Origin of the sequence: Acinetobacter sp. YH12235, from assembly GCF_013417705.1 — a bacterium.
In the GTDB taxonomy this organism is placed as follows: domain Bacteria; phylum Pseudomonadota; class Gammaproteobacteria; order Pseudomonadales; family Moraxellaceae; genus Acinetobacter.
Map to the genome: position 1 here is coordinate 61345 of NZ_VPDL01000002.1, position 21093 is coordinate 82437.

20 protein-coding genes and 2 tRNA genes are annotated in these 21093 nt (G+C 38.8%); 12 read left to right on the forward strand and 10 right to left on the reverse strand.

Annotated features, from left to right (window positions below; all coding sequences use genetic code 11):
• Window positions 1–189: 189 nt before the first annotated feature.
• Window positions 190–390, forward strand: coding sequence for a hypothetical protein (locus FTV13_RS01545; RefSeq protein ID WP_179992101.1), 201 nt, complete (start codon window positions 190–192; stop codon window positions 388–390).
• Window positions 391–529: 139 nt separating this feature from the next.
• On the forward strand, window positions 530–1435 hold the full coding sequence (locus tag FTV13_RS01550; RefSeq protein ID WP_179992100.1) for a YafY family protein: 906 nt from the start codon (window positions 530–532) through the stop codon (window positions 1433–1435).
• Window positions 1436–1566: 131 nt separating this feature from the next.
• Here FTV13_RS01550 and FTV13_RS01555 read toward each other — a convergent pair.
• Window positions 1567–1652 (reverse strand) — tRNA-Leu (locus FTV13_RS01555).
• An 11-nt stretch (window positions 1653–1663) separates the two neighbouring features.
• Window positions 1664–1737 (reverse strand) — tRNA-Cys (locus FTV13_RS01560).
• Window positions 1738–1890: 153 nt separating this feature from the next.
• On the opposite strand from FTV13_RS01560, the gene folD reads away from it, so the two are divergent.
• Together folD and FTV13_RS01570 are read left to right on the forward strand one after the other, a co-directional pair.
• Window positions 1891–2739 (forward strand): bifunctional methylenetetrahydrofolate dehydrogenase/methenyltetrahydrofolate cyclohydrolase FolD, encoded by an 849-nt coding sequence (gene folD / locus FTV13_RS01565; RefSeq protein WP_004782941.1) that lies wholly within the window; start codon window positions 1891–1893, stop codon window positions 2737–2739.
• 263 nt (window positions 2740–3002) lie between these two features.
• Window positions 3003–3671: a methyltransferase gene (locus FTV13_RS01570; protein ID WP_179992099.1), complete on the forward strand. Its 669-nt coding sequence runs from the start codon at window positions 3003–3005 to the stop codon at window positions 3669–3671.
• 55 nt (window positions 3672–3726) lie between these two features.
• On the opposite strand, the gene FTV13_RS01575 is transcribed toward FTV13_RS01570, so the two are convergent.
• From FTV13_RS01575 to FTV13_RS01585, 3 genes are all read right to left on the reverse strand, one after another.
• Complete coding sequence (locus FTV13_RS01575) at window positions 3727–4149, reverse strand: hypothetical protein (protein ID WP_034590028.1); 423 nt, start codon at window positions 4147–4149, stop codon at window positions 3727–3729.
• A gap of 136 nt (window positions 4150–4285) precedes the next feature.
• Complete coding sequence (locus tag FTV13_RS01580) at window positions 4286–5638, reverse strand: MFS transporter (protein WP_171523054.1); 1353 nt, start codon at window positions 5636–5638, stop codon at window positions 4286–4288.
• A 355-nt stretch (window positions 5639–5993) separates the two neighbouring features.
• A complete protein-coding gene (locus FTV13_RS01585) occupies window positions 5994–7823 on the reverse strand; it encodes a phosphoenolpyruvate carboxykinase (GTP) (protein ID WP_034706283.1) in 1830 nt (609 codons plus the stop codon).
• 414 nt (window positions 7824–8237) lie between these two features.
• Here FTV13_RS01585 and FTV13_RS01590 point away from each other — a divergent pair, with 414 nt between their 5' ends.
• From FTV13_RS01590 to groL, 4 genes are all read left to right on the forward strand, one after another.
• Complete coding sequence (locus tag FTV13_RS01590) at window positions 8238–9176, forward strand: diacylglycerol kinase family protein (protein ID WP_179992098.1); 939 nt, start codon at window positions 8238–8240, stop codon at window positions 9174–9176.
• A complete protein-coding gene (locus tag FTV13_RS01595) occupies window positions 9157–9933 on the forward strand; it encodes a metallophosphoesterase (RefSeq protein WP_179992097.1) in 777 nt (258 codons plus the stop codon). The genes FTV13_RS01590 and FTV13_RS01595 overlap by 20 nt, the downstream gene beginning before the upstream one ends.
• Window positions 9934–10111: 178 nt before the next feature.
• On the forward strand, window positions 10112–10402 hold the full coding sequence (groES, locus tag FTV13_RS01600) for a co-chaperone GroES (RefSeq protein WP_004646315.1): 291 nt from the start codon (window positions 10112–10114) through the stop codon (window positions 10400–10402).
• 69 nt (window positions 10403–10471) lie between these two features.
• On the forward strand, window positions 10472–12106 hold the full coding sequence (gene groL, locus FTV13_RS01605) for a chaperonin GroEL (protein ID WP_005234685.1): 1635 nt from the start codon (window positions 10472–10474) through the stop codon (window positions 12104–12106).
• Between the two features lie 139 nt (window positions 12107–12245).
• Here the strand turns inward: groL and FTV13_RS01610 are convergent, their stop codons facing one another.
• Window positions 12246–12458, reverse strand: coding sequence for a hypothetical protein (locus FTV13_RS01610; RefSeq protein ID WP_180010764.1), 213 nt, complete (start codon window positions 12456–12458; stop codon window positions 12246–12248).
• 622 nt (window positions 12459–13080) lie between these two features.
• Here FTV13_RS01610 and FTV13_RS01615 point away from each other — a divergent pair.
• From FTV13_RS01615 to FTV13_RS01625, 3 genes are all read left to right on the forward strand, one after another.
• The gene (locus FTV13_RS01615; RefSeq protein WP_180010766.1) at window positions 13081–14223 is read left to right on the forward strand and encodes a hypothetical protein; all 1143 of its coding nucleotides are present in this window, start codon (window positions 13081–13083) and stop codon (window positions 14221–14223) included.
• Between the two features lie 804 nt (window positions 14224–15027).
• The gene (locus FTV13_RS01620; RefSeq protein ID WP_180010768.1) at window positions 15028–15540 is read left to right on the forward strand and encodes a MobC family plasmid mobilization relaxosome protein; all 513 of its coding nucleotides are present in this window, start codon (window positions 15028–15030) and stop codon (window positions 15538–15540) included.
• 6 nt (window positions 15541–15546) lie between these two features.
• On the forward strand, window positions 15547–17922 hold the full coding sequence (locus tag FTV13_RS01625) for a hypothetical protein (RefSeq protein WP_180010770.1): 2376 nt from the start codon (window positions 15547–15549) through the stop codon (window positions 17920–17922).
• Between the two features lie 138 nt (window positions 17923–18060).
• On the opposite strand, the gene FTV13_RS01630 is transcribed toward FTV13_RS01625, so the two are convergent.
• The 4 genes from FTV13_RS01630 to FTV13_RS01645 all read right to left on the reverse strand — a co-directional run bounded on the left by FTV13_RS01630 (window position 18061) and on the right by FTV13_RS01645 (window position 20407).
• Entirely contained in the window at window positions 18061–18675 is a 615-nt protein-coding gene (locus tag FTV13_RS01630; RefSeq protein ID WP_180010772.1) for a DUF6088 family protein, read from the reverse strand.
• A gap of 99 nt (window positions 18676–18774) precedes the next feature.
• A complete protein-coding gene (locus FTV13_RS01635) occupies window positions 18775–19518 on the reverse strand; it encodes an ATP-binding protein (RefSeq protein WP_180010774.1) in 744 nt (247 codons plus the stop codon).
• Between the two features lie 9 nt (window positions 19519–19527).
• Complete coding sequence (locus tag FTV13_RS01640; RefSeq protein ID WP_180010776.1) at window positions 19528–20088, reverse strand: DUF1376 domain-containing protein; 561 nt, start codon at window positions 20086–20088, stop codon at window positions 19528–19530.
• 49 nt (window positions 20089–20137) lie between these two features.
• Window positions 20138–20407, reverse strand: coding sequence for a hypothetical protein (locus FTV13_RS01645; RefSeq protein WP_180010778.1), 270 nt, complete (start codon window positions 20405–20407; stop codon window positions 20138–20140).
• Window positions 20408–20748: 341 nt separating this feature from the next.
• On the opposite strand from FTV13_RS01645, the gene FTV13_RS01650 reads away from it, so the two are divergent.
• On the forward strand, window positions 20749–20955 hold the full coding sequence (locus FTV13_RS01650; RefSeq protein ID WP_005025075.1) for a helix-turn-helix transcriptional regulator: 207 nt from the start codon (window positions 20749–20751) through the stop codon (window positions 20953–20955).
• Window positions 20956–21093: the final 138 nt, after the last annotated feature.

The following is a 21093-nucleotide window of genomic DNA, read 5'->3' on the forward strand; positions in this document are numbered from 1 at the left end:
TTTGCATAAAAAACGATAACTAATTTAAATTAATTGCTTGAAATAGGGATATAAATTTTAAAAAACGGTAAAAAGTGTCGATTGTTCGACACAACCTGTCAAAACTGAGGAGTAAATTAGCGCTTAAATATAATCTGACTAAATTGTTTGGTATTAGATGAAATGTCACGTATTAAAAGGAAGTATATTATGAAGATAGTGTCCACCCCTTATACGCATGAACATGGCTTTCGTGCATTGAAGCGTTTGCATAAAGCGATTATCCGTAATCAGTTACTTCGTTCCGATCTACACAAGCTGTATCAAGCCATGTTGCATCTGGAACGCTATATGGAACGGCTGAGCCACTCAGCACCGAAACCTCACTACAAACGTCGTAAAAAAGCTTAAAAAACACCTTGCCTATTAGCCTTAAGTTGAAGTGAATAACTCTAATCTCGTTTTTATTTGGCTGTATAATTTTCCCATAATTTAAAAATTCTAAGCAGATGAATCATTGTGCTGCACAAGCGGCACGAAGAGGGTATTTATGAAGGGCAATGCGTCAACGCATGAGCGCCTCGCAGACCGTTTGGCAAATATTTTAACCAAACTTAATATAGGGCATCAGTTAAGTGTACAGGAGCTGGCACGAGAATTTCAGGTCAGCACCCGTACTATTGAACGTGATTTTGTTCGTCTGAATGCGTATTTACCGCTCATACAGGATCAAAATACCAAACGCTATTATCTTGAGCCTTCATATTTAGGGCGTTTCAAGTTGCAGGATATCCAGAATTTTGCACAGTTGTCCGGAATCAGTGAGCTGTATCCGGCACTGGATATGTCTTTTATTCGTGAATTGCTGGATGAGCGGGCAAATCAGGTATTTTCGGCAAAAGGTTATTATTTTGAAGATGCCAAACAGTTTGCCGAGCATTTCAAGCTGCTTGCAGGGGCGATCTATAAACGGCAGCAGATTGAGCTGCAATATTCCGAACAAACACGGATCATCCAGCCATACCGATTGATTCATCATCATGGCATCTGGTATCTGGCTGGTGTCACTGAAGCTGAACTCAAAACTTATCGTTTAAGTCAGTTGCAGGAAGTCAAACTGGTTTTTGAAAATGAAAGCTTTGAGCATGATCCTGAAGTTCTGAAAATGCTGGCAGATGAAGACAGCATCTGGTTTGGTCAGCAAAAACAGCAGGTTTTGATGAAGGTGCAACCTGAAGTCACGGTATTTTTTAAAGAGCGCCGTTTATTTCCGGAACAGCAGATCGAACAGGAATCAGAGTCTGGAGAATTGTTAATTAGTTGTCAGATTCGTCATGAAATGCAGTTATTGCCACTGGTACGTTACTGGCTACCGTATGTAAAGATCATTGAGCCGATTCATTTTCAGGAAAAACTGGAACAGGATCTGGAAGGTTATTTACGCTCTGCTGGATAATATTTTGAAAGCAGAGCAGGTTGGCGAATGCTTATAGAATTCTATTGAGAATTAGATTTAGCAAATTACAGGCATAAAAAAACCAGCTTTAGCTGGGTTCTTTATTTGCACCATCTTCAGTAGTAGAAGAATGGTGCCCGAGGCCAGACTCGAACTGGCACGCTTTGTGGGCGGGGGATTTTAAATCCCCTGTGTCTACCGATTTCACCACTCGGGCTTTAACAAGATTGGAGGCGGAGGTCGGAATCGAACCGGCGTCCACGGAGTTGCAGTCCGCTGCATGACCACTCTGCCACCCCGCCGCGTCTTGTTGATGCGTATATTATCAAGCTCTGAAAAAAAAACAATAGGATATTCATTTGTATGCGCATAAAAACAGCATATGGCGGAAAATATTCAGAATTATCATGTAGAATGTGCAAAATTGATTCATATCAACACTTGGGAGAAGTGCCGTGGCATTAGTTTTAGACGGTCGTGCATTGGCGAAGCAAATTGAAGCTGACTTGTTAACTCGCGTAGAAGCGCTGAAAGCAAAATCAGGTCGTACTCCAATTCTTGCGACTATTTTAGTGGGTGACGATGGCGCATCTGCAACTTATGTTCGTATGAAAGGCAATGCTTGCCGCCGTGTTGGTATGGATTCACTAAAAGTTGAGCTTCCAAAAGAAACGACTACTGAAGAATTGCTGGCTGAAATTGAAAAACTGAATGCAAATCCGGATGTTCACGGTATTCTTTTACAACACCCAGTACCTGCGCAAATTGATGAACGTGCTTGTTTTGATGCTATCTCGCTTGAAAAAGACGTCGATGGTGTGACTTGTCTGGGCTATGGTCGTATGGCGATGGGTGAAGCAGCTTATGGTTCTGCTACTCCTGCAGGTATCATGACTATCCTGAAAGAAAACAATATTGAAATCGCAGGTAAACATGCGGTAGTGGTTGGTCGTTCTGCGATTCTAGGTAAACCAATGGCAGCAATGTTGCTTGAAGCGAATGCTACAGTGACTATTTGCCATTCACGTACTCAAAACCTTCCAGAATTTGTAAAACAAGCTGACATTATCGTGGGTGCGGTGGGTAAAGCTGAACTGATCCAGAAAGACTGGATTAAACCAGGTGCAGTGGTTGTTGATGCTGGTTTCCACCCACGTGATGGCGGTGGTGTGGGTGATATTCAATTAGTCGGTATTGAAGAAGTTGCTTCTGCTTATACCCCAGTTCCGGGTGGTGTAGGTCCTATGACAATCACTACGCTGATTCGTCAAACTGTAGAAGCTGCTGAGAAGGCTTTGGGTTAATTGAAATTTTAATTAGTTACGGCGGAGTTGTATCGTTGTGACTATAGATGTAAGAAGCTCATTCGTTACTTTTGTTTCGGCAAAAGTAACCAAAACCATTTGTCATTCGCAGAACTCGTCATATTTCTTTTGCGTGGTTGATGTGTCGCAAAAACAGGACGAATTAGATTTCAGTCTGCCTCGAACAGCTGCGAATGACGTGGTCATGTATCCGATTAATGTATAAATTCCAATAAAGATATTTTCGCATCAAGGCTTTCTTCATGAGCTGTACTTTCCAATTTCCTAAAGCCCCTGAGCATTTACTTCAAGCCTTACACCAAGTTATTCCTAATTGTGAACTGATGGCACAGCAGCTACCAGAAACACCGATTTCACTCTGGCTGATTCCACCAGTCTTTCCGACAGACAAACTAGATGATGAAGTGATTCGTCGTATCTGGAATGATACGCCGTACTGGATCTTCTGCTGGGCATCAGGATTGGCCATGGCACAGTGGTTGCTGGCTGAACCGCATCATGTCAAAGACAAAGTGGTACTAGATTTTGGTGCAGGATCAGGTGTTGTTGCTATTGCAGCGAAAATGGCAGGAGCCAAACGTGTGATCTGTTGTGATATCGATCAGGTCAGTCTGAATGCCTGTCGTGCCAATGCTGAGTTAAATGATGTTGAGCTGGAATATCTGGATGATCTCTATAAAGCAGAACAGGTGGATATACTGCTAGCGGCAGATGTGCTTTATGATCAGTGTAACCGTTTCTTCCTGGATGAATTCCTGAGATTTGCACCAGAAGTCTGGGTCGCAGATAGTCGGGTGAAAAATTTTAGTCATCCGCAATATCTCAAACTGGATGAACGTAGTGCGACTACCTGGCCAGATCTGGATGAATCACCAGAATTCCGTAATGTCAGCTTCTATCGAACTAAATAACATCCAAGAATTGAAAAAGAAAAAAAGGGCATCAAGCCCTTTTTTATGCTCTGTTTTATGAGCAGGTATAGCGAATCACACGTACAGTGGTAGGGCGAGCTTCTAATGCCTCTCGGGCACCCGGATTTTCACTGTTATATAAATCAGGTGTATTACTCAAACTGATTTGGGTGCGGCTATCCCCGAGTTGACGGCCATACTGAACCTGTTCAGGAGTTGGGTTAACTATTTCCTGACTATTAATAATCTGGATATTATAACTTTTAGAGGTTCCAAGAACTTGTCTGCAAGCAGCCTGTAACCTGTTTTCATCCTGACTTGGTCGTCCTGCTAATGTATAGCTTAAGGTTGCGGAATTTTCTGAACGTTCCAGAATTTCATAACCGGTCTGACCGTTAAATTGTTGAGGTGCCGTCTGACATGCTGTCAGGCCTAAAGTGCCGATAGTTAAGCCGAGTAAAAAAACTGTTTTTTTCATCATGATGATTTCCCGTATTTTTATCAGACAAGTATGCCATAGCAACGAAATAGCGGAATGGCAGTAAACATAAAATTCCAATAAAAAAGCTTTCCGAATGTTTCCATCCGGAAAGCTCCTAAAGCAATACAGTTACTTAGTCATCAGTAATCATGCTGTGCTTTTTAGTGTCTTTCATAAAGACATAAGTGAGCAGCGACAGGCCAATCATAAAAGTAATGTAATAGAAGAAGTAGTTTTCATGGCCGGCATTTTTAAAGCTTAAAGCCACCAGTTCTGCTGTACCCCCAAATAGTGTATTGGCAATCGCATAAGGCAAAGCTACGCCTAAGGCACGGATATGGGCAGGGAATAGCTCAGCTTTTACCACTGCGTTAATCGCTGTATAACCAGTTACAATTACCATACCGCTCATACATAACATGAATGCTGTAGTTGGGTTGGTAGTTGAGCCTAAGCCATTAAAGATAGGAATGGTAAATAGTACACCAAGCACACCAAAGGCAATCATGATTGGCTTACGGCCGATCTTGTCAGAAAGTGCACCAATCACAGGTTGCAAGAGCATGAATACAAAGATCGCAAGAGTCGTGATTTCAGTCGCTGTGGTTTTTTCAAATCCTGAGGTGTTCACCAGATATTTCTGCAAATAAGTAGTGAAAGTATTGAAAGCTAAAGTACCACCTGCAGTTAGCATGATCACGGTAAATGCCTGTTTAGGATATTTAGTGAATAAAGCTAAGGCACCGGATTTAGGGCCACCTTTTTTCGCCTGTTCAACAGCCTGTTTTGAAGATTGTGTTTCTACCAGACCGCGACGGATCCAGAACACCACAATCGCTAAGAATGCACCAATCAAGAAGGGAATACGCCAGCCCCATTCAGTGAGTTGTGCTTCAGTCAAAGTGCGTTGTAGGAAGATCAAGACACAGAGTGCCAATAGTTGACCTGAGATCAGGGTCACATACTGGAAGCTTGAGTAGAAACCACGATGATTTTTACCTGCCATTTCAGTCAAGTAAGTGGCACTTGAACCGTATTCACCACCTACACTCAAACCTTGTAATAAACGAGCAAATAACAGCAGCGCAGGGGCGAGCATGCCCACTGAATCATAGGTGGGTGCACAGGCAATAATCAGGGAACCGACACACATCAAAGATACAGAAAGTGTTAAACCGGCTTTACGACCCTTACGGTCAGCGTAAATCCCCATAATCCATGCGCCAATCGGACGCATCAAGAAACCAAGTGCGAATACAGCAGCAGCCTGAAGAAGTTTGACGGTATTGTCGCCATCAGGGAAGAACTGTGAAGCGAAATATAAGGTAAAGGCTGCATAAACATACCAGTCGTACCATTCGACCAGGTTACCTGCAGAACCACCGAGAATAGATTTAACCCGTGTTTTACGATCAAGCTGCGGTGTAGCAGCTTCAGGAAGTGGCTGATTCACAACATTGCTCCAAAGGAATGCTGTAAAACACATCTTTTTTAAATTTTCATTGCTATAAAATCTAAAAAGTTATGTTTTAGTGAGAGAGAAAGTGAGGAGATTTCATATACTTATACGCCTCCAAGTTTTCTCTTTTTATAGGACTTTAGTCTTAATAAATAGTGGAATTTTCAAATATTTTTATAAAACATAAATTTACCATTTGTTTAGATTAATTGCTTGATTTTTATATTGGATTAACTGGTTAAATGCTGTTCTTTAAGGGGATTAATGAATGGTAAAGGTAGTTTTTATTTAGATGTAAAATAGATTAAAAAATTGGCTTTAACCTTATCTTAAGGTAATAAAAAAGGCCGCTTACGCGACCTTTTTAAAATTAAATCAGCAATTAAGCAGATTTAACCGCTTCAAGAAGTTCAGCTTGGCGTTTTTTCAACGCTTCTGGCAGACGATCACCCAATTTGTTGAACAATTCAGTGTGGCTTTCAAGTTCTTTGATCCATTGATCTTTGTCTTGAGAAGTTACCAGGTCAAATTGTTCTTTAGTGAAATCAGAACCAGTCCAGTTTAGCTGTTCGTAAGTAGGTACACGGCCGATTGGAGTTTCAACAGCATCAGCACGACCTTCACAACGATCGATGATCCACTCAAGAACACGCATGTTTTGACCGAAACCAGGCCATACGAAGTTACCTTCAGCATCACGACGGAACCAGTTCACGTTGTAGATACCAGGAAGCTTGTTACCAGCAGCAGCAGCTTTCTCGCCAACTTTCTCACCCATTTCTAACCAGTGAGTGAAGTAGTCAGCCATGTTGTAGCCAGCAAATGGAAGCATCGCAAATGGGTCGCGACGAACGATACCTTGTTGACCAACAGCAGCAGCAGTTGTTTCAGAACCCATGGTTGCAGCTTTATAAACACCATCAACCCAGTCAAATGCTTCTGAAATCAGAGGCACTGTGTCTGCACGGCGACCACCGAAGATGAACGCAGAAATTGGAACACCTGCTGGATTTTCCCAATCCGCATCGATAGAAGGGCATTGACCAGCAGAAACTGTGAAACGAGCGTTCGGATGAGCCGCTTTTTCTTCGCCAGTGTGTGGTTGACCTTTCCAGTTAGTCAGATTCGCAGGTGCTTCTTTAGTCAGACCTTCCCACCAAACTTCACCGTTGTCAGTCACAGCAACGTTTGTATAGATTACGTCTTTATGAAGCGTTGCCATACAGTTCGGATTCGTTTTGGTATTTGTACCAGGAGCTACACCGAAGAAACCAGCTTCAGGGTTGATTGCATATAAGCGACCATCTTCACCTGGTTTGATCCAGGCAATATCGTCACCTACAGTTTCAATTTTCCAACCTTCATAACCTGCTGGTGGAATCAGCATCGCGAAGTTTGTTTTACCACAAGCAGATGGGAATGCAGCTGCGATGTAGTGTTTTTCGCCTTTAGGGCTAGTCACGCCAAGGATTAGCATATGTTCAGCTAACCAGCCTTGTTGACGACCCATATAAGATGCAATACGTAAAGCCAGGCATTTTTTACCTAACAATGCGTTACCGCCGTAACCAGAACCAAATGACCAGATTTCACGAGTTTCTGGGTAGTGCACGATGTATTTTTCTTTGTTGCAAGGCCAAGCAACATCTTTTTGACCTTCTTCAAGTGGTGCACCCACAGTGTGTACGCAAGGGACAAATTCGCCATCTGTACCTAGAACGTCATAAACAGCTTTACCCATACGAGCCATTTTAGACATGCTGACTGCCACATAAGGAGAGTCAGTTAATTCGATACCGATGTGCGCAATGTGTGAACCCAAAGGACCCATAGAGAATGGAACCACATACAGGGTACGACCTTTCATTGAACCGTCAAACAGACCATTCAATTTTTCGCGCATAACTGCTGGATCTTCCCAGTTATTGGTCGCGCCAGCGTCTTCTTTATTTGCAGAACAGATAAAAGTACGGTCTTCAACACGAGCAACGTCAGAAGGATCAGAATTTGCAAGATAAGAACCAGGATGTTTCTCTTGGTTAAGCGCTTGCATTGTGCCGTTAGCGATCATCAAGTCGATATAACGTTGATATTCTTCTGCGCTACCGTCACACCATTCAATTTTTGCTGGTTTTGTTAATTTAGCAATTTCTTCCACCCATGCAATAAGCTTAGGGTGACGAACGAATTCTGGTGCGTTCACTTGGGTCATGGTGAGGCCTATCTCAAATGTGTACAAAATTTTGTACAAAGTACAATCTGGTCAATAAAATACTGGCCAGATGAAATATGAAAAAAAGTGGCTGTATTAAAGCATAAAATCATCAAAAAAATAAGACTAAAGAAGTGCTGGATTTTATTTGGAATATTATGCTATTTTCTGTTTAAATTTATATAAAACAATAAGATATAAATAAATTCAAAATCTTAAATATGTATTTATTAGCTTTATGTGTGGTATTTATTTTAATTATTTTTATTTAAATCAAACCTTTAAATAAAATTGTTCAGTTATATTTGTTATTGATTAAATAAATGGTCGCCATTCGAATTTTACATAAAGCAACTATTAATTGTTTATGAATTGGACAAAATGCCAATAGGTGTGCATCAATCTGTGTAAAAAATGTCTAATCAATCTAAACCCTTATCCATTATTTATAATCATAATTCTGGTTTCCGTCTATTCGACCAACAAGAAAAATATGAGCAATTACTAGATATTTTTGCAGCGCATGATTTTGAGACTAAAGCTTTTGAAATCAACGATCCAGAACAGTTCAAAAAAGTCATTGCTGAAGTGCTGCAACGGCATCAACAATCGCCAGATCATGGTGTGATCGTGGCAGCAGGAGGAGATGGAACGCTCAATTCAGTCGCCAAACACCTGCTTGAAACTGATATTCCAGTCGGAATATTGCCTCTAGGTACTTTTAACTATGCGGCAAGATTGCTGGATATTCCCTTAGATTTGGTTGAAGCCGCACAAGTCATTGCAACGGGTCAAACCAAATGTATCCATGTAGCGCGTATTAATCAGGAAATCTACCTGAACAATGCTAGTCTGGGCTTATATCCCTTATTTATTAAAAAACGTGAAGACTATAATCGCATATTTGGCCGTTTCCCTTTACATGCCTATACCTCAGCACTCGATGTGTTGATTCGTGACCGTAAAGAATTAAAACTGGAAATCTGGGTAGATCAGAAGAAATATCCGGTCAAAACTCCACTGATTTTCTTTGGCAATAATCCACTACAGTTAGTAGACATGAAAATGCGGATTGCCCAAGCTGCTGAGCAAGGGAAGGTGGCTGGGGTTGTGGTCTCTAAAAGTGACAAGCTGACGTTATTCAAGCTGGTATATCAGTTAATCCGGGGCAAGATTGATCAAGCCTCCGATGTCTATAGTTTTGCTGCAGATCAGGTGCGAATTGAGTCTAAACGCAAAAAATTAATGGTTGCCATAGATGGGGAAACGGTAGAAATGACACCACCGTTAAATATTTCAGTTTTAAAAAATAGTTTAAGTGTAATGGTGCCGCATGATTCTGCATCTCTCTGATCTGCATTTTGGTACAGAAAGGCCTGAATGTTTGGAAGCCATCCAACAATTTTGTCGGGATCATGCATTGGAAGCGGTGGTAGTCAGCGGCGATCTCACCCAGCGAGCACGTTTGGGGCAGTTCTTTGCTTGTAAACGGTTTCTGGATCAGTTGAATACGCCTTATCTGGTGATCCCGGGGAATCATGATATTCCGCTTTATCATTTATGGAATCGATTATTTACTCCATTTACCCGTTATCAATTATTTTTCGGTGAACTCGAGCCTGTTTTAGAAACCGAACATTTTTATCTGATTGGGGTAAATTCGATTAGACGTCGATATCATACTAAAGGGCATTTATCACTCGAACAGATTCAAAGGATTGACCTGAAACTACAGCAGGCACCTGATTCCAAAATCAAGATTATTGTCAGTCATCAACCTTTTTATGTGCCATTTCAGAATAGGCAGGGTTTTAAGGATATTCCCCTGATGGCCAAAATTGCATTGGAGTCCTGGTCGCAGCATGGGCTGTTTGCTGTATTGCATGGGCATTTGCATCGTACCGCAGTCTATGATTTGAACCGTATATTCGAATTGGGAGGAAATCATCCGGTTTATGATGTACATGCCGGGACTTCTGCGTCACATCGGCTCCATAAGAATCAGCCGAATAGCTTTAATGCAATTGATGCAACAGGAAAAATTACGCAATATTGTTTTGATGAACAGTTAAAAACCTTTGTTCCACAGCCTGATCCCATAAATAAATAGACAAAAAATACGCAATCCATCAAAAAATTAAAAAAAAACCAATTTTTTTTCATTTTTGCCCTTGAAGCGTTTTATTCCATCTCCATAAAAAGGACATCAAAAAATTTTGATGATGACCAATGGAATAAATAAGTCGTCATCGGTGATCTAAAAAAGACTTAGTCTGATGGAGTTATTTATGAGCAACATTCGTCCATTACATGACCGCGTTGTTATTCGTCGTGTTGAAGAAGAAACAAAAACAGCTGGGGGCATCTTACTTCCAGGTTCTGCTGCTGAAAAACCTGCACAAGGTGAAATCATTGCAGTTGGTAATGGTCAAATCACTGACAATGGCGTACGCGCGTTAGACGTAAAAGTTGGCGACAAAGTATTGTTCGGTACTTATGCAGGTACAACTGTAAAAGTAAACGGCGAAGAACTTTTAATCATGAAAGAGTCTGACATTCTGGCAGTATTAGAAGCTTAATCTGCGCCAGATCGTTTTACTCATTCCAATTCAGATTTTGTAAAGATACAACAATATTCGGAGTCAAATATGTCAGCTAAAGACGTAAAATTTGGTGATTCAGCTCGTTCAAAAATGATCGCTGGTGTGAACATCCTTGCAGATGCGGTGAAAGTGACTTTAGGTCCTAAAGGCCGTAACGTTGTAATCGACCGTTCTTTCGGTGCACCGCACATTACTAAAGATGGTGTATCTGTTGCGAAAGAAATTACCCTGAAAGACAAATTCGAAAACATGGGTGCGCAACTGGTTCGTGAAGTTTCTTCAAAAACCAATGATATCGCAGGTGACGGTACAACAACTGCAACTGTATTGGCTCAAGCAATCCTGAACGAAGGGATCAAGTCAGTAACTGCGGGTATGAACCCAATGGATCTGAAACGTGGTATCGACCTTGCAGTTAAAACTGTTGTTGAAAATATTAAACAAACTGCAAAACCAGCTTCTGATTCTAAAGCGATTGAGCAAGTCGGTTCGATCTCTGCAAACTCTGACACCACTGTGGGTTCTCTGATTGCACAAGCAATGGAAAAAGTAGGCAAAGAAGGCGTAATCACTGTTGAGGAAGGTTCAGGCTTCGAAGATTCGCTTGATGTTGTAGAAGGTATGCAGTTTGACCGCGGTTATATTTCTCCATACTTTGCAAACAAACAAGACACGTTGACTGCTGAACTTGAAAACCCATACATCCTGTTGGTTGACAAGAAAATTAGCAACATCCGTGAATTGATCACTGTTTTGGAAGCTGTTGCGAAAACTGGTAAGCCTCTTCTTATCATCGCTGAAGATGTTGAAGGCGAAGCGTTGGCTACACTTGTAGTAAATAACATGCGCGGCATTATCAAAGTATGTGCGGTTAAAGCACCTGGCTTCGGTGACCGTCGTAAAGCAATGCTTCAAGATATCGCGATCCTGACTGGCGGTACTGTGATTTCTGAAGAAATCGGTATGCAGTTAGATCAAACTTCACTTGAACACTTAGGTACTGCACACAAAGTGACTGTATCTAAAGAAAATACAGTGATTGTTGATGGTGCTGGTGATGCAAATCAGATTTCTGAGCGTGTTCAGCAAATCCGTGCACAAATCGAAGAATCTACTTCTGAATACGACAAAGAAAAACTTCAAGAACGCGTTGCTAAATTGGCAGGCGGTGTAGCAGTTATCAAAATCGGTGCTGCAACTGAAGTTGAAATGAAAGAAAAGAAAGACCGTGTAGACGACGCACTTCATGCAACTCGTGCTGCAGTTGAAGAAGGTGTTGTTGCGGGTGGTGGTGTTGCACTGGTACGTGCTGCATCTGCACTTGATGGTCTGACTGGTGCTAACGATGACCAAAACGTAGGTATCAACATTCTTCGTCGTGCAATCGAAGCTCCTCTTCGTCAAATCGTAGCCAATGCTGGTGATGAGCCATCTGTTGTGATCAATGCTGTGAAGAACGGTGAAGGTAACTATGGTTATAACGCTGCGACAGGTGAATATGGCGACATGCTGGAAATGGGTATTCTTGACCCTGCGAAAGTAACTCGTTCTGCACTTGAGCATGCAGCTTCTGTTGCTGGCTTGATGTTGACAACTGAATGTATGATTACTGAAATCCCAGAAGAAAAACCAGCGATGCCTGATATGGGCGGCATGGGTGGAATGGGCGGTATGATGTAATCTGCCCATACTGTGAGTAATGCTTTGTAATTTATAGATTTATTAATTATATTTTTATAAGTTACTCACTGTGTTACTCACAAAATAATTTGTTGTAAAAAAGGTCGCTATTTTAGCGACCTTTTTTATTTTATTGCTCTTAAAGGGCATTAATATACATTTCCGTGCTTGTGATACATGCAAGTACATAACTATTCAGCCAAAAATTTTTACGACCATCCTTGATAGGTGCTTGTATACGCCCATCTTTAATACGTTGATAGAGTTCCTTCTCACTGATATTCATACGCAAAGCAAATTCTGCTGTAGAAACTCGTCTTTCAGTATTGGTGAGATCTAGTGTAATTCCCATATCATTCTCTCCCAAGCTTATTGAACAACAGCAGAAAACAAACGATATTTGAGAGATAGATTAAAGTAATCTAGAAAAAATAAAGCTAAATCAAGCATTTCAAATCCTATATGATAATTTTTAAGGTTTTTAATGCACATAATTTCTTTATGAGTTCATCATTTGAAATATGTCACTTAGATAAAAATAGCAGGGTTAAGTTTTGAAAAACGGTATTTGTGCAAAACATCAAAAAAATGGTTTATTACTAAAAATAAGAGTAGAAAGCTTAATATATAATTCTTTATTTGGATTTAATACGTTATGTTGTTAAGTACGAAATTGCGTACTTAACTTTCTATTATCTTGATTTAATTACTATATTTTGTACTTAAAGTACTGCGTTAAGAATGAAAATCGAAATGCTTTTGTAGTGGTAAATATTCAACTTGTGTTAAATAAAAATTTTCTGATGATTTTTATCATGCTTTAGGGTCAAAAGAAGTTACATAAAGTTGTAACAGTTTTCATTCACTAATCATGGAACATGGAAAATCATTCAAAAAGCCTAGCGAGTTTATTTTGATCTTACAGAATTTTATATTCAATAAACTAAGACTGACCTAATAGAGTAGATAGTTAAATGACGCTAATCCAAACTTTTCTAGACCATATCATTCTAAACATAGATAAACGTCAAGCAGCTCTCATAAGAAATGAAACCAAAAGAATTGCACATTTAGGGAATATTGACTTTAGTGAGTTAACCAAAAATCAAAAGAACGCTGTATTAAAGACTACTGATAAATTATTCAATAATTTAAGAATATTGCATAGTGATATGGAAAAGATATCTGAAAAGGAGGGCAGTTTTACTGAATTCTTTAGAATCATTCGATTTCCTATCAAAGTTGAGTTCTCATTGTTTTGGAATCATATCCAGTTAGTTGATAATCTTATTAACGATTTAAATGAGTATAACTTTAATAAGTTAAAGAATTTTTTGACTAATTTAGGTTCCTTAAAAATTAAAGATCAAACTTTAGATGATTTTTGGAAAGAAGCTATTAGCCTTAATGATTCCGATATCTTTTCAAAAACAGTATTTAGCTTAAGTCTTTATTCTATTCTTTCTCATTTAGATCTATTAACTCACCGTTCTCTCTTTAAGGATATTGAGCCAATATGTTTGGGCTGGCTATTTCAAAAAAAATTAAATCCTAAAAAATATCAATGGAAAGATGGGAAGGTTTATAACATTAGCAATCATAAAGCTATATGGACTAATCCAAGTCGTAGCTTGTTAACTCTAATAGCAACATTTGCTGCAATAAAACTAGATGATGAAAAACCTTTTACTTGTCATGGTTTAAACCTTTCAGACTATTTACTGAATCATACGGAAAAAAAAGAGCACTTTATAAAAAAAGCTAACGAAGGCTTTCCTATTAGTTATACCGATTTCCTTTGGTTACTTTCAGACAAAGTCGATCGAAATGATATTCAAACTGCTGCTTCTAAAGAGATTGCTCAAGAAACAATAAATATTTTGCTAAATACAGAAGCTGAGTATGAGTCTGGTGACTGTTTATTTTCACTATGGATTATTTATAGATTTTTCCAAAATGACTGTGAGTCTAGACCTAAAGATACAGCCTTTATGCATGGAATCTATTATGAGTTCTGGGAGTTTTTTTCTAATTTTTATAAAAATAAAAGTTCTAATTCACTGCCAAACCAATGGCCGACTGATTTACAAAAACTTGCTCAGCCACCTAATGGCTGAACAAGTTTTAAGTAATTAAAAATTACTTACCTTTGGGCGGATTATTGTCGCGTCCACCACCTGATGGATTACCTGTAGTGCTTGGCCAACCTGCTGTACTCATGGTCTTCGTCCTTATTTCGATTTAGTAGGTTTATGATTAGGGTTTAATTGATTGGTGTGATTAATCTGATTCTGTGTGTGTTGAACATTGTTAGGATTCTTCACTACAGATCGTTGGTCATTAGCTTTTTGTGTCATGGTCTTTCCTTTAACTTAAGTGAACTAAGTGAAATAAATATACCTTTTTAAAAATGGACACTATTCCCTAAAAAACCACTTTTTTAGATCAAAAAACAACCAAATATAAATTATCTAAATACTTATTAAATCTTTTATTTAACGTAATAACTGTTATATGACATTCGGAATGTAACTCCAAAAGTACAGATACCTAACTTATTCAAATCTAAATTGCCTTATCTTCCAAAGAATTTTCGTAGAGGTACTTGAACATAGTTGGTGAAATCTAAGTTTTAAGTTATTGAAGACCGAAACTAAACTAAACTAAGCTAACAATTCAAAGATTAAAAAAATATTTAGCTAAAAATTTCCAAATACACATCAAACGAATCATCAAATTTTTCTCTTTGCTAGGCTGCAGTTGGTTAGGTGGATGCCTAATTGGAATGGGGCGTCATTAAGCAAGCCTACCTGTAGCTACAAAAATAACTGCTACGCAATTATTTCTGGTACGCAACAGGAAGGGCTTGTTAGGGAGAACCCTAAGACCCCAGGAACCCACACGATGCAAATGGTGAATCAATGCCAAATGGCAAGCGAAATATTGTCAAAAGACTAAGGTTTTTAGCTGAACAAGCTCAGCAATTAGATCAGCTGCTAATACGTGAAAATATGATTTTTACTGATTTTATTCATTTACTGATAGCCCGTGAATTTATGAGTAAACAGCATACTGTTTTAAAACATGTAGAAATCACAGATGAGCCTGAAAAGGTGGAAATTAAGTGCAGACACCGGCGTAGAGAAAAGTTCATACAGCCTTCAGCGCTTAAGGTAGATCCAGAACTATTAAGGGAGCTTGGTAGAATTGGAAATAATATCAATCAAATAGCAAAATCACTCAATCGTTTATGTTTGAGTAAACAAGCAGATATAGAAAAGTTCTCCTTTGGCATATGTCTAAAAATACTATGCGAAATACAACAAGAACTCCATCAACATCTTGAGCCATTACCGCCCATCTTTAGATCTGATAAAGCAGTTGAAAGAGCTAAGCAACGAGCTATAGCACGTGCAACAACAGGAAGGGATTAGTACATAATGTATATCAAGTTCCTTGCTAATGGTGTCGGGGATCCAGCCCTTGCTGCCCGTTATCTGATTGATGATAAAGACCATCTAAATCGTCCTAGAGCAGGTGTACAAGTTTTACGAGGTGACCCAAGCACCTTTGCGGCTTTAGCTCAAAGCTCACCACATAAGTACAAATATACGTCTGTCGTCATTGCATGGGCTGAGGAGGATAAATTATCTGATAAGGATATATCCGAGGTATTAGATGTCTTTGAACAACATGCATTCGTAGGTTTAGCACCGCACCAATATCACATGACGGCTGTTATGCATGTTGAGGACAATGGTGCAAAACATGTTCATGTTCTCGTGCCACGGATAGAACTGACTTCAGGTAAATCTTTAAATATTGCGCCACCAGGTCATCGACACTATTTCGATCCACTTAGGGATTATTTTAACTATCAAAATAACTGGGCTCGTCCAGATGACCCTACACGAAGTCAGGATTCAAAGCTTCCTGATCATATCTATTTGCAAAATGCAGCAGCGCTCCGAGCAGATTTAAAAGAGAAACCTAAAGAACACCGTATCCAACTGATCGATAAATTTGTTCATCACCGCATAGTGAATGGCGTTATCACAGATCGAGCTTCACTTATTCAATCTTTACGTGAGATTGGGACAATAAAGCGAGCGGGTAAGAACTATATATCCCTAGAAACAGAAGAAGGCACAGACCGTTTAAAGGCAGACTTTTACCATGAAAATTTTTCGATCAGAACTTATCTCCAAGATAGAGATAGAGCAGCAAGCTCTCAAAGAACACTACAACAAGTTGCAGAAGATTTGGAACGAGATCGAGACAAAGCAAATCAATGCCTTGACCAAATTGGACGTGTTAGAGCAAAACGTGAACAATACAACAGCCAACATTACCCAGATCGTAGTGCAGTACGAGCATCTGATGAATCAGCAATTCAACAGTTTGATCGAAGCCAAGAAAACAGTTTATGCACAAGAAGTGAATATCAAACAACTGAATTCTCAGCTCAGCGAAATGAATGCAATCAACTCACAGAACCAAGAAACAATAGAGATTCAACAGCAGAAGAACCAAGAACTCGAAAGCTTAATCAACAAACACCAGAAGTTAATCAACAAGATCGAAGCCAATCACCTCAAGCAAAACAGGACATGGGAGGACAAAATGAGTCTCATTCAAACTGGCAACAGTCATATCGTAGAACAAATGAAATTATCAAGGACATTCATTGGACTTTCATTGATTCTCATCGTTTTACTTTTACTCATTATCCTATGGAGATAAATCATGCTCATGACCGAACTAGGACAATTGAGTCAAGAGTACGTCAATCATTTGCAAGCACAGATAGAGCAGTTGAAAAATCAACAAAAGCTGCATTTGAGTACCGAAGACAGCTTGAAGAAGACTGTAGAAAAACAGAAGCATTATCAGAGCGTATTGGAAGAGAAAATCTTACTATTAGAAACCGAATTGAAGTACAAAAACATAACGATCAACACTTACGAGCAGGAGCTAAAAAAGGAATTACCAGTACCAGATCTGACAATTTTTTTAAGAGACTTGGAGCCAACATTATTCAAACTCTTAAAGGATTATTTGAATCATCCAGAGCTAATAAAGTCGATCGATCGGCAAGTCGCAGTATGTTTGGAACCCCATCTACAGAACCTCAAAGCTTTGGACTCAGTCGATTGGTCAGCTTTGCAAAACAGCGAAGTGCCAGACGTAACCTCATTAGCAGTAATATTGAAGGATTTGGAAGGTATGAAAGTCACATTAGGCGAGTTGATTCAAACTTACAAACTACGAGTCGTTTAATTAAACGTTACAAATTTCCTGAGCATAGCTTAGATTACTATATTCGAAAGATATATGAGAGTAATGAAAGAGCACATCTTTCTGAATCAATCGAATTGGCATCTCAGGCAGATAGAGATATGAGAAAGCTCCTTCAGGAAATACAGAAAGAGCCTTATGGTGCATATGCAAAAAAAGGATTAAGTATTGATTATTCTAGAGCAATTCAGAAATGCGTCAAAGATATGGTTGATCAGATTCAGTATATACGACCAGAAGATTACCAAAATATGGATGGCTTTATAAAAACAGTTAAGTGCTATACAGAAATGCTTGAATTAAGCCATCCAGATGTAGAAAGAACACCAAATTATTTTCACGTAGATGAAATGATTCAAACCTCGATTAAGAAGCTAGAAGATAGAATCCTACAAATCACTGAAGAGCCTGATTCAAGTGCCACAGAACCTATAAGATTAAATTCAATGCATCAGACATTAGATAGGAGGCAACAAAGTGATAAGTCTAATGAATCTGAATCTTGGTTAAGCCAATGATTCAATTACTAGGATGAGACATCCTACAGGTCATGCATTTGATCTTACAGTCTGAGTTACAGATATAGTCTAAGTATCTTGAGTGACAAGACAGCCCTTAGCCTTAACAGGCTAAGGTTTTAATTTAAATTGGGTGGCTTAAAAGTAGAAATTTGTCTTTTGCTCATCCAGTAACTTATGCAACCACGCCGGCAAAGAGGACTGATAAAGTAATATCCACTCTTCAGATGTAAGCGTCTTTTCAAGCTTTTTAACCATATTTAAATCAACAATCTCTTTTCCAAAAAAGAGTAATGCTGATATGGCCATTCCTACGCGGCTGTTAAATGGATGTTGGAAAAATTTGCTGTTTTTAGTATGCAGCAATCTTACCTGAGTGCCGCCAATCTTAAATTCACGAGAGTAACCTGATGTATAAAACACATCCATCACTGGAACTTGAGTGCTTAGTTTAAGACGATTTGCGGCCACACCCCCATGCACCTGGATGAGTTCACCATTTTTTTTAGCAATCACTTTGACCACTTCATAAACATCAGGGCTCAGGTATCGCCCCTTTAACATATGGTTTGGTTCAGGTTTATAATAAACACCATGCTGAATGCGATTAATCACGCCCTGCTTTTTTAAACGATGGAGCTCCTGATAAACGACCTCAGTCCTTCCAAGCTGTTTAAACTCGTCCACAGAAAAGACATGGCCAAGGTGAAATTTTTTCACTCGTTCTTGAACTGCTTTTGCAATACTAAGCATATCTTAAGCCCCAAAAAGCTATCAAAAAGGTGGTTACAACCATGAGGGAGTCACCACACAAACTATGCTTTAGCCTTGGCAGTGCCAAGGCTTTTTCAACTATTTCATCCTGTGATCTGACCAATAACAAGGCACAGTGATTAATTGATTTTCATGTAATCGTGACCAGAGTCGTACATCAAGATCTCGTTCTAGATTTTCAAGAGTGAAATTAGAGATAATCATAGTTGGCCTCATCATGTCATAGCGTTTGTATAGCACTTTATGAACAAGTTCTAAACGAGCTGAATGACGATCATGTAGCCCATATTCATCTAAGACGAGTAAATCAAAATCAGCAAAAAATTGAATCCATTGCTCTTCAGATTGGTCTTCAATACTCCATGAATTCATAATGATTTTTGCTATCTGAGCACTCGTTATATAACGAGATGACATTTTGGTTTTATAGATAACATTGCGAATGATCGCTGATCCTAGGTGAGTTTTTCCAGTACCTGGTGTGCCATAAAGGATAAGGTTGGATTTCGATCCGTTTAATAATTGCTGTGTGAAATTCTGACAGCATTCGACAACTTGCTGCTGTTCAGTAGTACTAACACTATAATTAGAAAAACCACATTCCAAATAACGTTGATTTAACCCTGAGCTATGAATACGGTGATGTAACAGCTTTTGCTGTAACTCTTCCTGATGTTGTTTATTCGTTTGTTCAAGATTTTCTTTCGCACAGACTTTGCATAACTGATGATTACCAACTTTTATTAATGGGTAACCATGTTTGGAGCACAAGGTAGTTAAAACTTCATTAGGAGTTTTTAATAGATCAATAGCTATATTCATCATCTACTCCTAAATCCATTTTCGATTAATTGGTTTTTCTTCATTTTTGTCATCCTGCCTTTGAAATGAAGATGAAGATGAAGATGAAGATGAAGATGAAGATGAAGATGAAGATGAAGATGAAGGTGAAGGTGAAGGTGAAGGTGAAGGTGAAGGGCATTCTTTAAGTGATGCTTGTGCATTGCTAGAGCATTCCGAATCTGATGCATCAGCATTACTTGAGCTTTTATTCCAACGAGCTTGTGCTGCTAATTTCCCACGTTCAGATTTCATCTTCTGATTGAGAATAGCTTGTTCCTTTAATGTAGTGATGTAGTTAGATTGAATAAATCCATCTACTTCTTCAAAAAGATTCAGGATTTTTAATGTAGTTATTAGGCTCTTGGTTTTAGGACTCGTTAGTTTGGTCACACTCATCAAAATGTTGGGTTCACTTGGTATAGGACCATTCTTCCAAAAGTCCATCATGAGAAAAAGGGTAGCACCCACTTGTTCGCTCGAAAGTCGAGTAAATTTCGCTTGAAGATCACCAATATACAGTGGCATCCAAATTGTTGCGTCAGTATTCATTTTGAACCTACAAAAGGTAGGGGCATTTCAAACATGCCCCAGAAGAGAATTAAGAAAATATTTTTAAAAAAAGTATACGAGCCGTTTGTATGAGATCTTCTAAGTCGTAGACGGTGAAATCATTGGTAATGAGATAGTTTTCACATAAACGATCAGCCCAAAGACGAAGGGCTTGATGATCATTGAAGCAGCTATTTACTTTGAGCTTAGTAGCCAAACGATCTAAACGAGGGATTTCAAACTCAGTGATAATATGATTTGCCATTGCATCGGCAGCTTCACATACGACGACACCATCAAATACTGATTTATCAAACATGGTGAATCTCCTGACAGCCAGAATTAGGCAGTACAAGGAAATAGGGATTTCGTTTAGATTTTATTTTCTTTATCATTGGTAAGTACCTCATGATTTACGTCTTGGTGGTATCTCAGGCTTGTTTGCACGACTTATGGTTCACTTTGGCGAGAGAGGTATAAGTTGTTTGGACAGGCCTGAATTTTTTGTTCTTCGTAAAATATATGGGGAATTATCTGCAGCTATGGCATAATCAACCTCATAAAAAGTACTAGGAAAGTAGGAAAATTTATTCCTTAGACGTAAATTATCATAATTTTACGGGATTTCAAGTATTTTTTACTATTTAACTAGGAAAAAGTATGATTAAGTCGAACTTGGCTGTATTGTTAGCTGAAAGAAAAATGCGTGTTGCAGATCTTGTAAAAGAGACAGGTATTAATAAAAGTACGCTTTATAAACTGTATAACGACGAGTCCGTTCGTATAGATTTTGAGACGATTGATAAGATTTGTACTGCTTTAGAAGTAGAAGTGGGAGAGTTATTGATTTATATAAAATATGAGTAATTTTTTTATTTATATTATTAAGATTCATATTAAATATAGTTGTTAATTTTCTGATCTACCTCAAATGAATTGCTCATTAGTATCCATACTAAATAATTAAGTGGGGATTAGAAGTTTTGATATATGATTTATTGTAAC

What these genes read in the sequence shown, in the direction of transcription:
- FTV13_RS01620 (WP_180010768.1), top strand. Translation starts at nt 15,028, where the DNA reads ATGCCAAATGGCAAGCGAAATATTGTCAAAAGACTAAGGTTTTTAGCT.
- FTV13_RS01595 (WP_179992097.1), top strand. Translation starts at nt 9,157, where the DNA reads ATGATTCTGCATCTCTCTGATCTGCATTTTGGTACAGAAAGGCCTGAA.
- groL (WP_005234685.1), top strand. Translation starts at nt 10,472, where the DNA reads ATGTCAGCTAAAGACGTAAAATTTGGTGATTCAGCTCGTTCAAAAATG.
- FTV13_RS01550 (WP_179992100.1), top strand. Translation starts at nt 530, where the DNA reads ATGAAGGGCAATGCGTCAACGCATGAGCGCCTCGCAGACCGTTTGGCA.
- FTV13_RS01580 (WP_171523054.1), bottom strand. Translation starts at nt 5,638, where the DNA reads ATGTGTTTTACAGCATTCCTTTGGAGCAATGTTGTGAATCAGCCACTT.
- FTV13_RS01625 (WP_180010770.1), top strand. Translation starts at nt 15,547, where the DNA reads ATGTATATCAAGTTCCTTGCTAATGGTGTCGGGGATCCAGCCCTTGCT.
- FTV13_RS01630 (WP_180010772.1), bottom strand. Translation starts at nt 18,675, where the DNA reads ATGCTTAGTATTGCAAAAGCAGTTCAAGAACGAGTGAAAAAATTTCAC.
- FTV13_RS01635 (WP_180010774.1), bottom strand. Translation starts at nt 19,518, where the DNA reads ATGAATATAGCTATTGATCTATTAAAAACTCCTAATGAAGTTTTAACT.
- FTV13_RS01610 (WP_180010764.1), bottom strand. Translation starts at nt 12,458, where the DNA reads ATGGGAATTACACTAGATCTCACCAATACTGAAAGACGAGTTTCTACA.
- groES (WP_004646315.1), top strand. Translation starts at nt 10,112, where the DNA reads ATGAGCAACATTCGTCCATTACATGACCGCGTTGTTATTCGTCGTGTT.
- FTV13_RS01570 (WP_179992099.1), top strand. Translation starts at nt 3,003, where the DNA reads ATGAGCTGTACTTTCCAATTTCCTAAAGCCCCTGAGCATTTACTTCAA.
- FTV13_RS01640 (WP_180010776.1), bottom strand. Translation starts at nt 20,088, where the DNA reads ATGAATACTGACGCAACAATTTGGATGCCACTGTATATTGGTGATCTT.
- FTV13_RS01575 (WP_034590028.1), bottom strand. Translation starts at nt 4,149, where the DNA reads ATGAAAAAAACAGTTTTTTTACTCGGCTTAACTATCGGCACTTTAGGC.
- FTV13_RS01545 (WP_179992101.1), top strand. Translation starts at nt 190, where the DNA reads ATGAAGATAGTGTCCACCCCTTATACGCATGAACATGGCTTTCGTGCA.
- FTV13_RS01590 (WP_179992098.1), top strand. Translation starts at nt 8,238, where the DNA reads ATGTCTAATCAATCTAAACCCTTATCCATTATTTATAATCATAATTCT.
- FTV13_RS01645 (WP_180010778.1), bottom strand. Translation starts at nt 20,407, where the DNA reads ATGTTTGATAAATCAGTATTTGATGGTGTCGTCGTATGTGAAGCTGCC.
- FTV13_RS01650 (WP_005025075.1), top strand. Translation starts at nt 20,749, where the DNA reads ATGATTAAGTCGAACTTGGCTGTATTGTTAGCTGAAAGAAAAATGCGT.
- FTV13_RS01585 (WP_034706283.1), bottom strand. Translation starts at nt 7,823, where the DNA reads ATGACCCAAGTGAACGCACCAGAATTCGTTCGTCACCCTAAGCTTATT.
- FTV13_RS01615 (WP_180010766.1), top strand. Translation starts at nt 13,081, where the DNA reads ATGACGCTAATCCAAACTTTTCTAGACCATATCATTCTAAACATAGAT.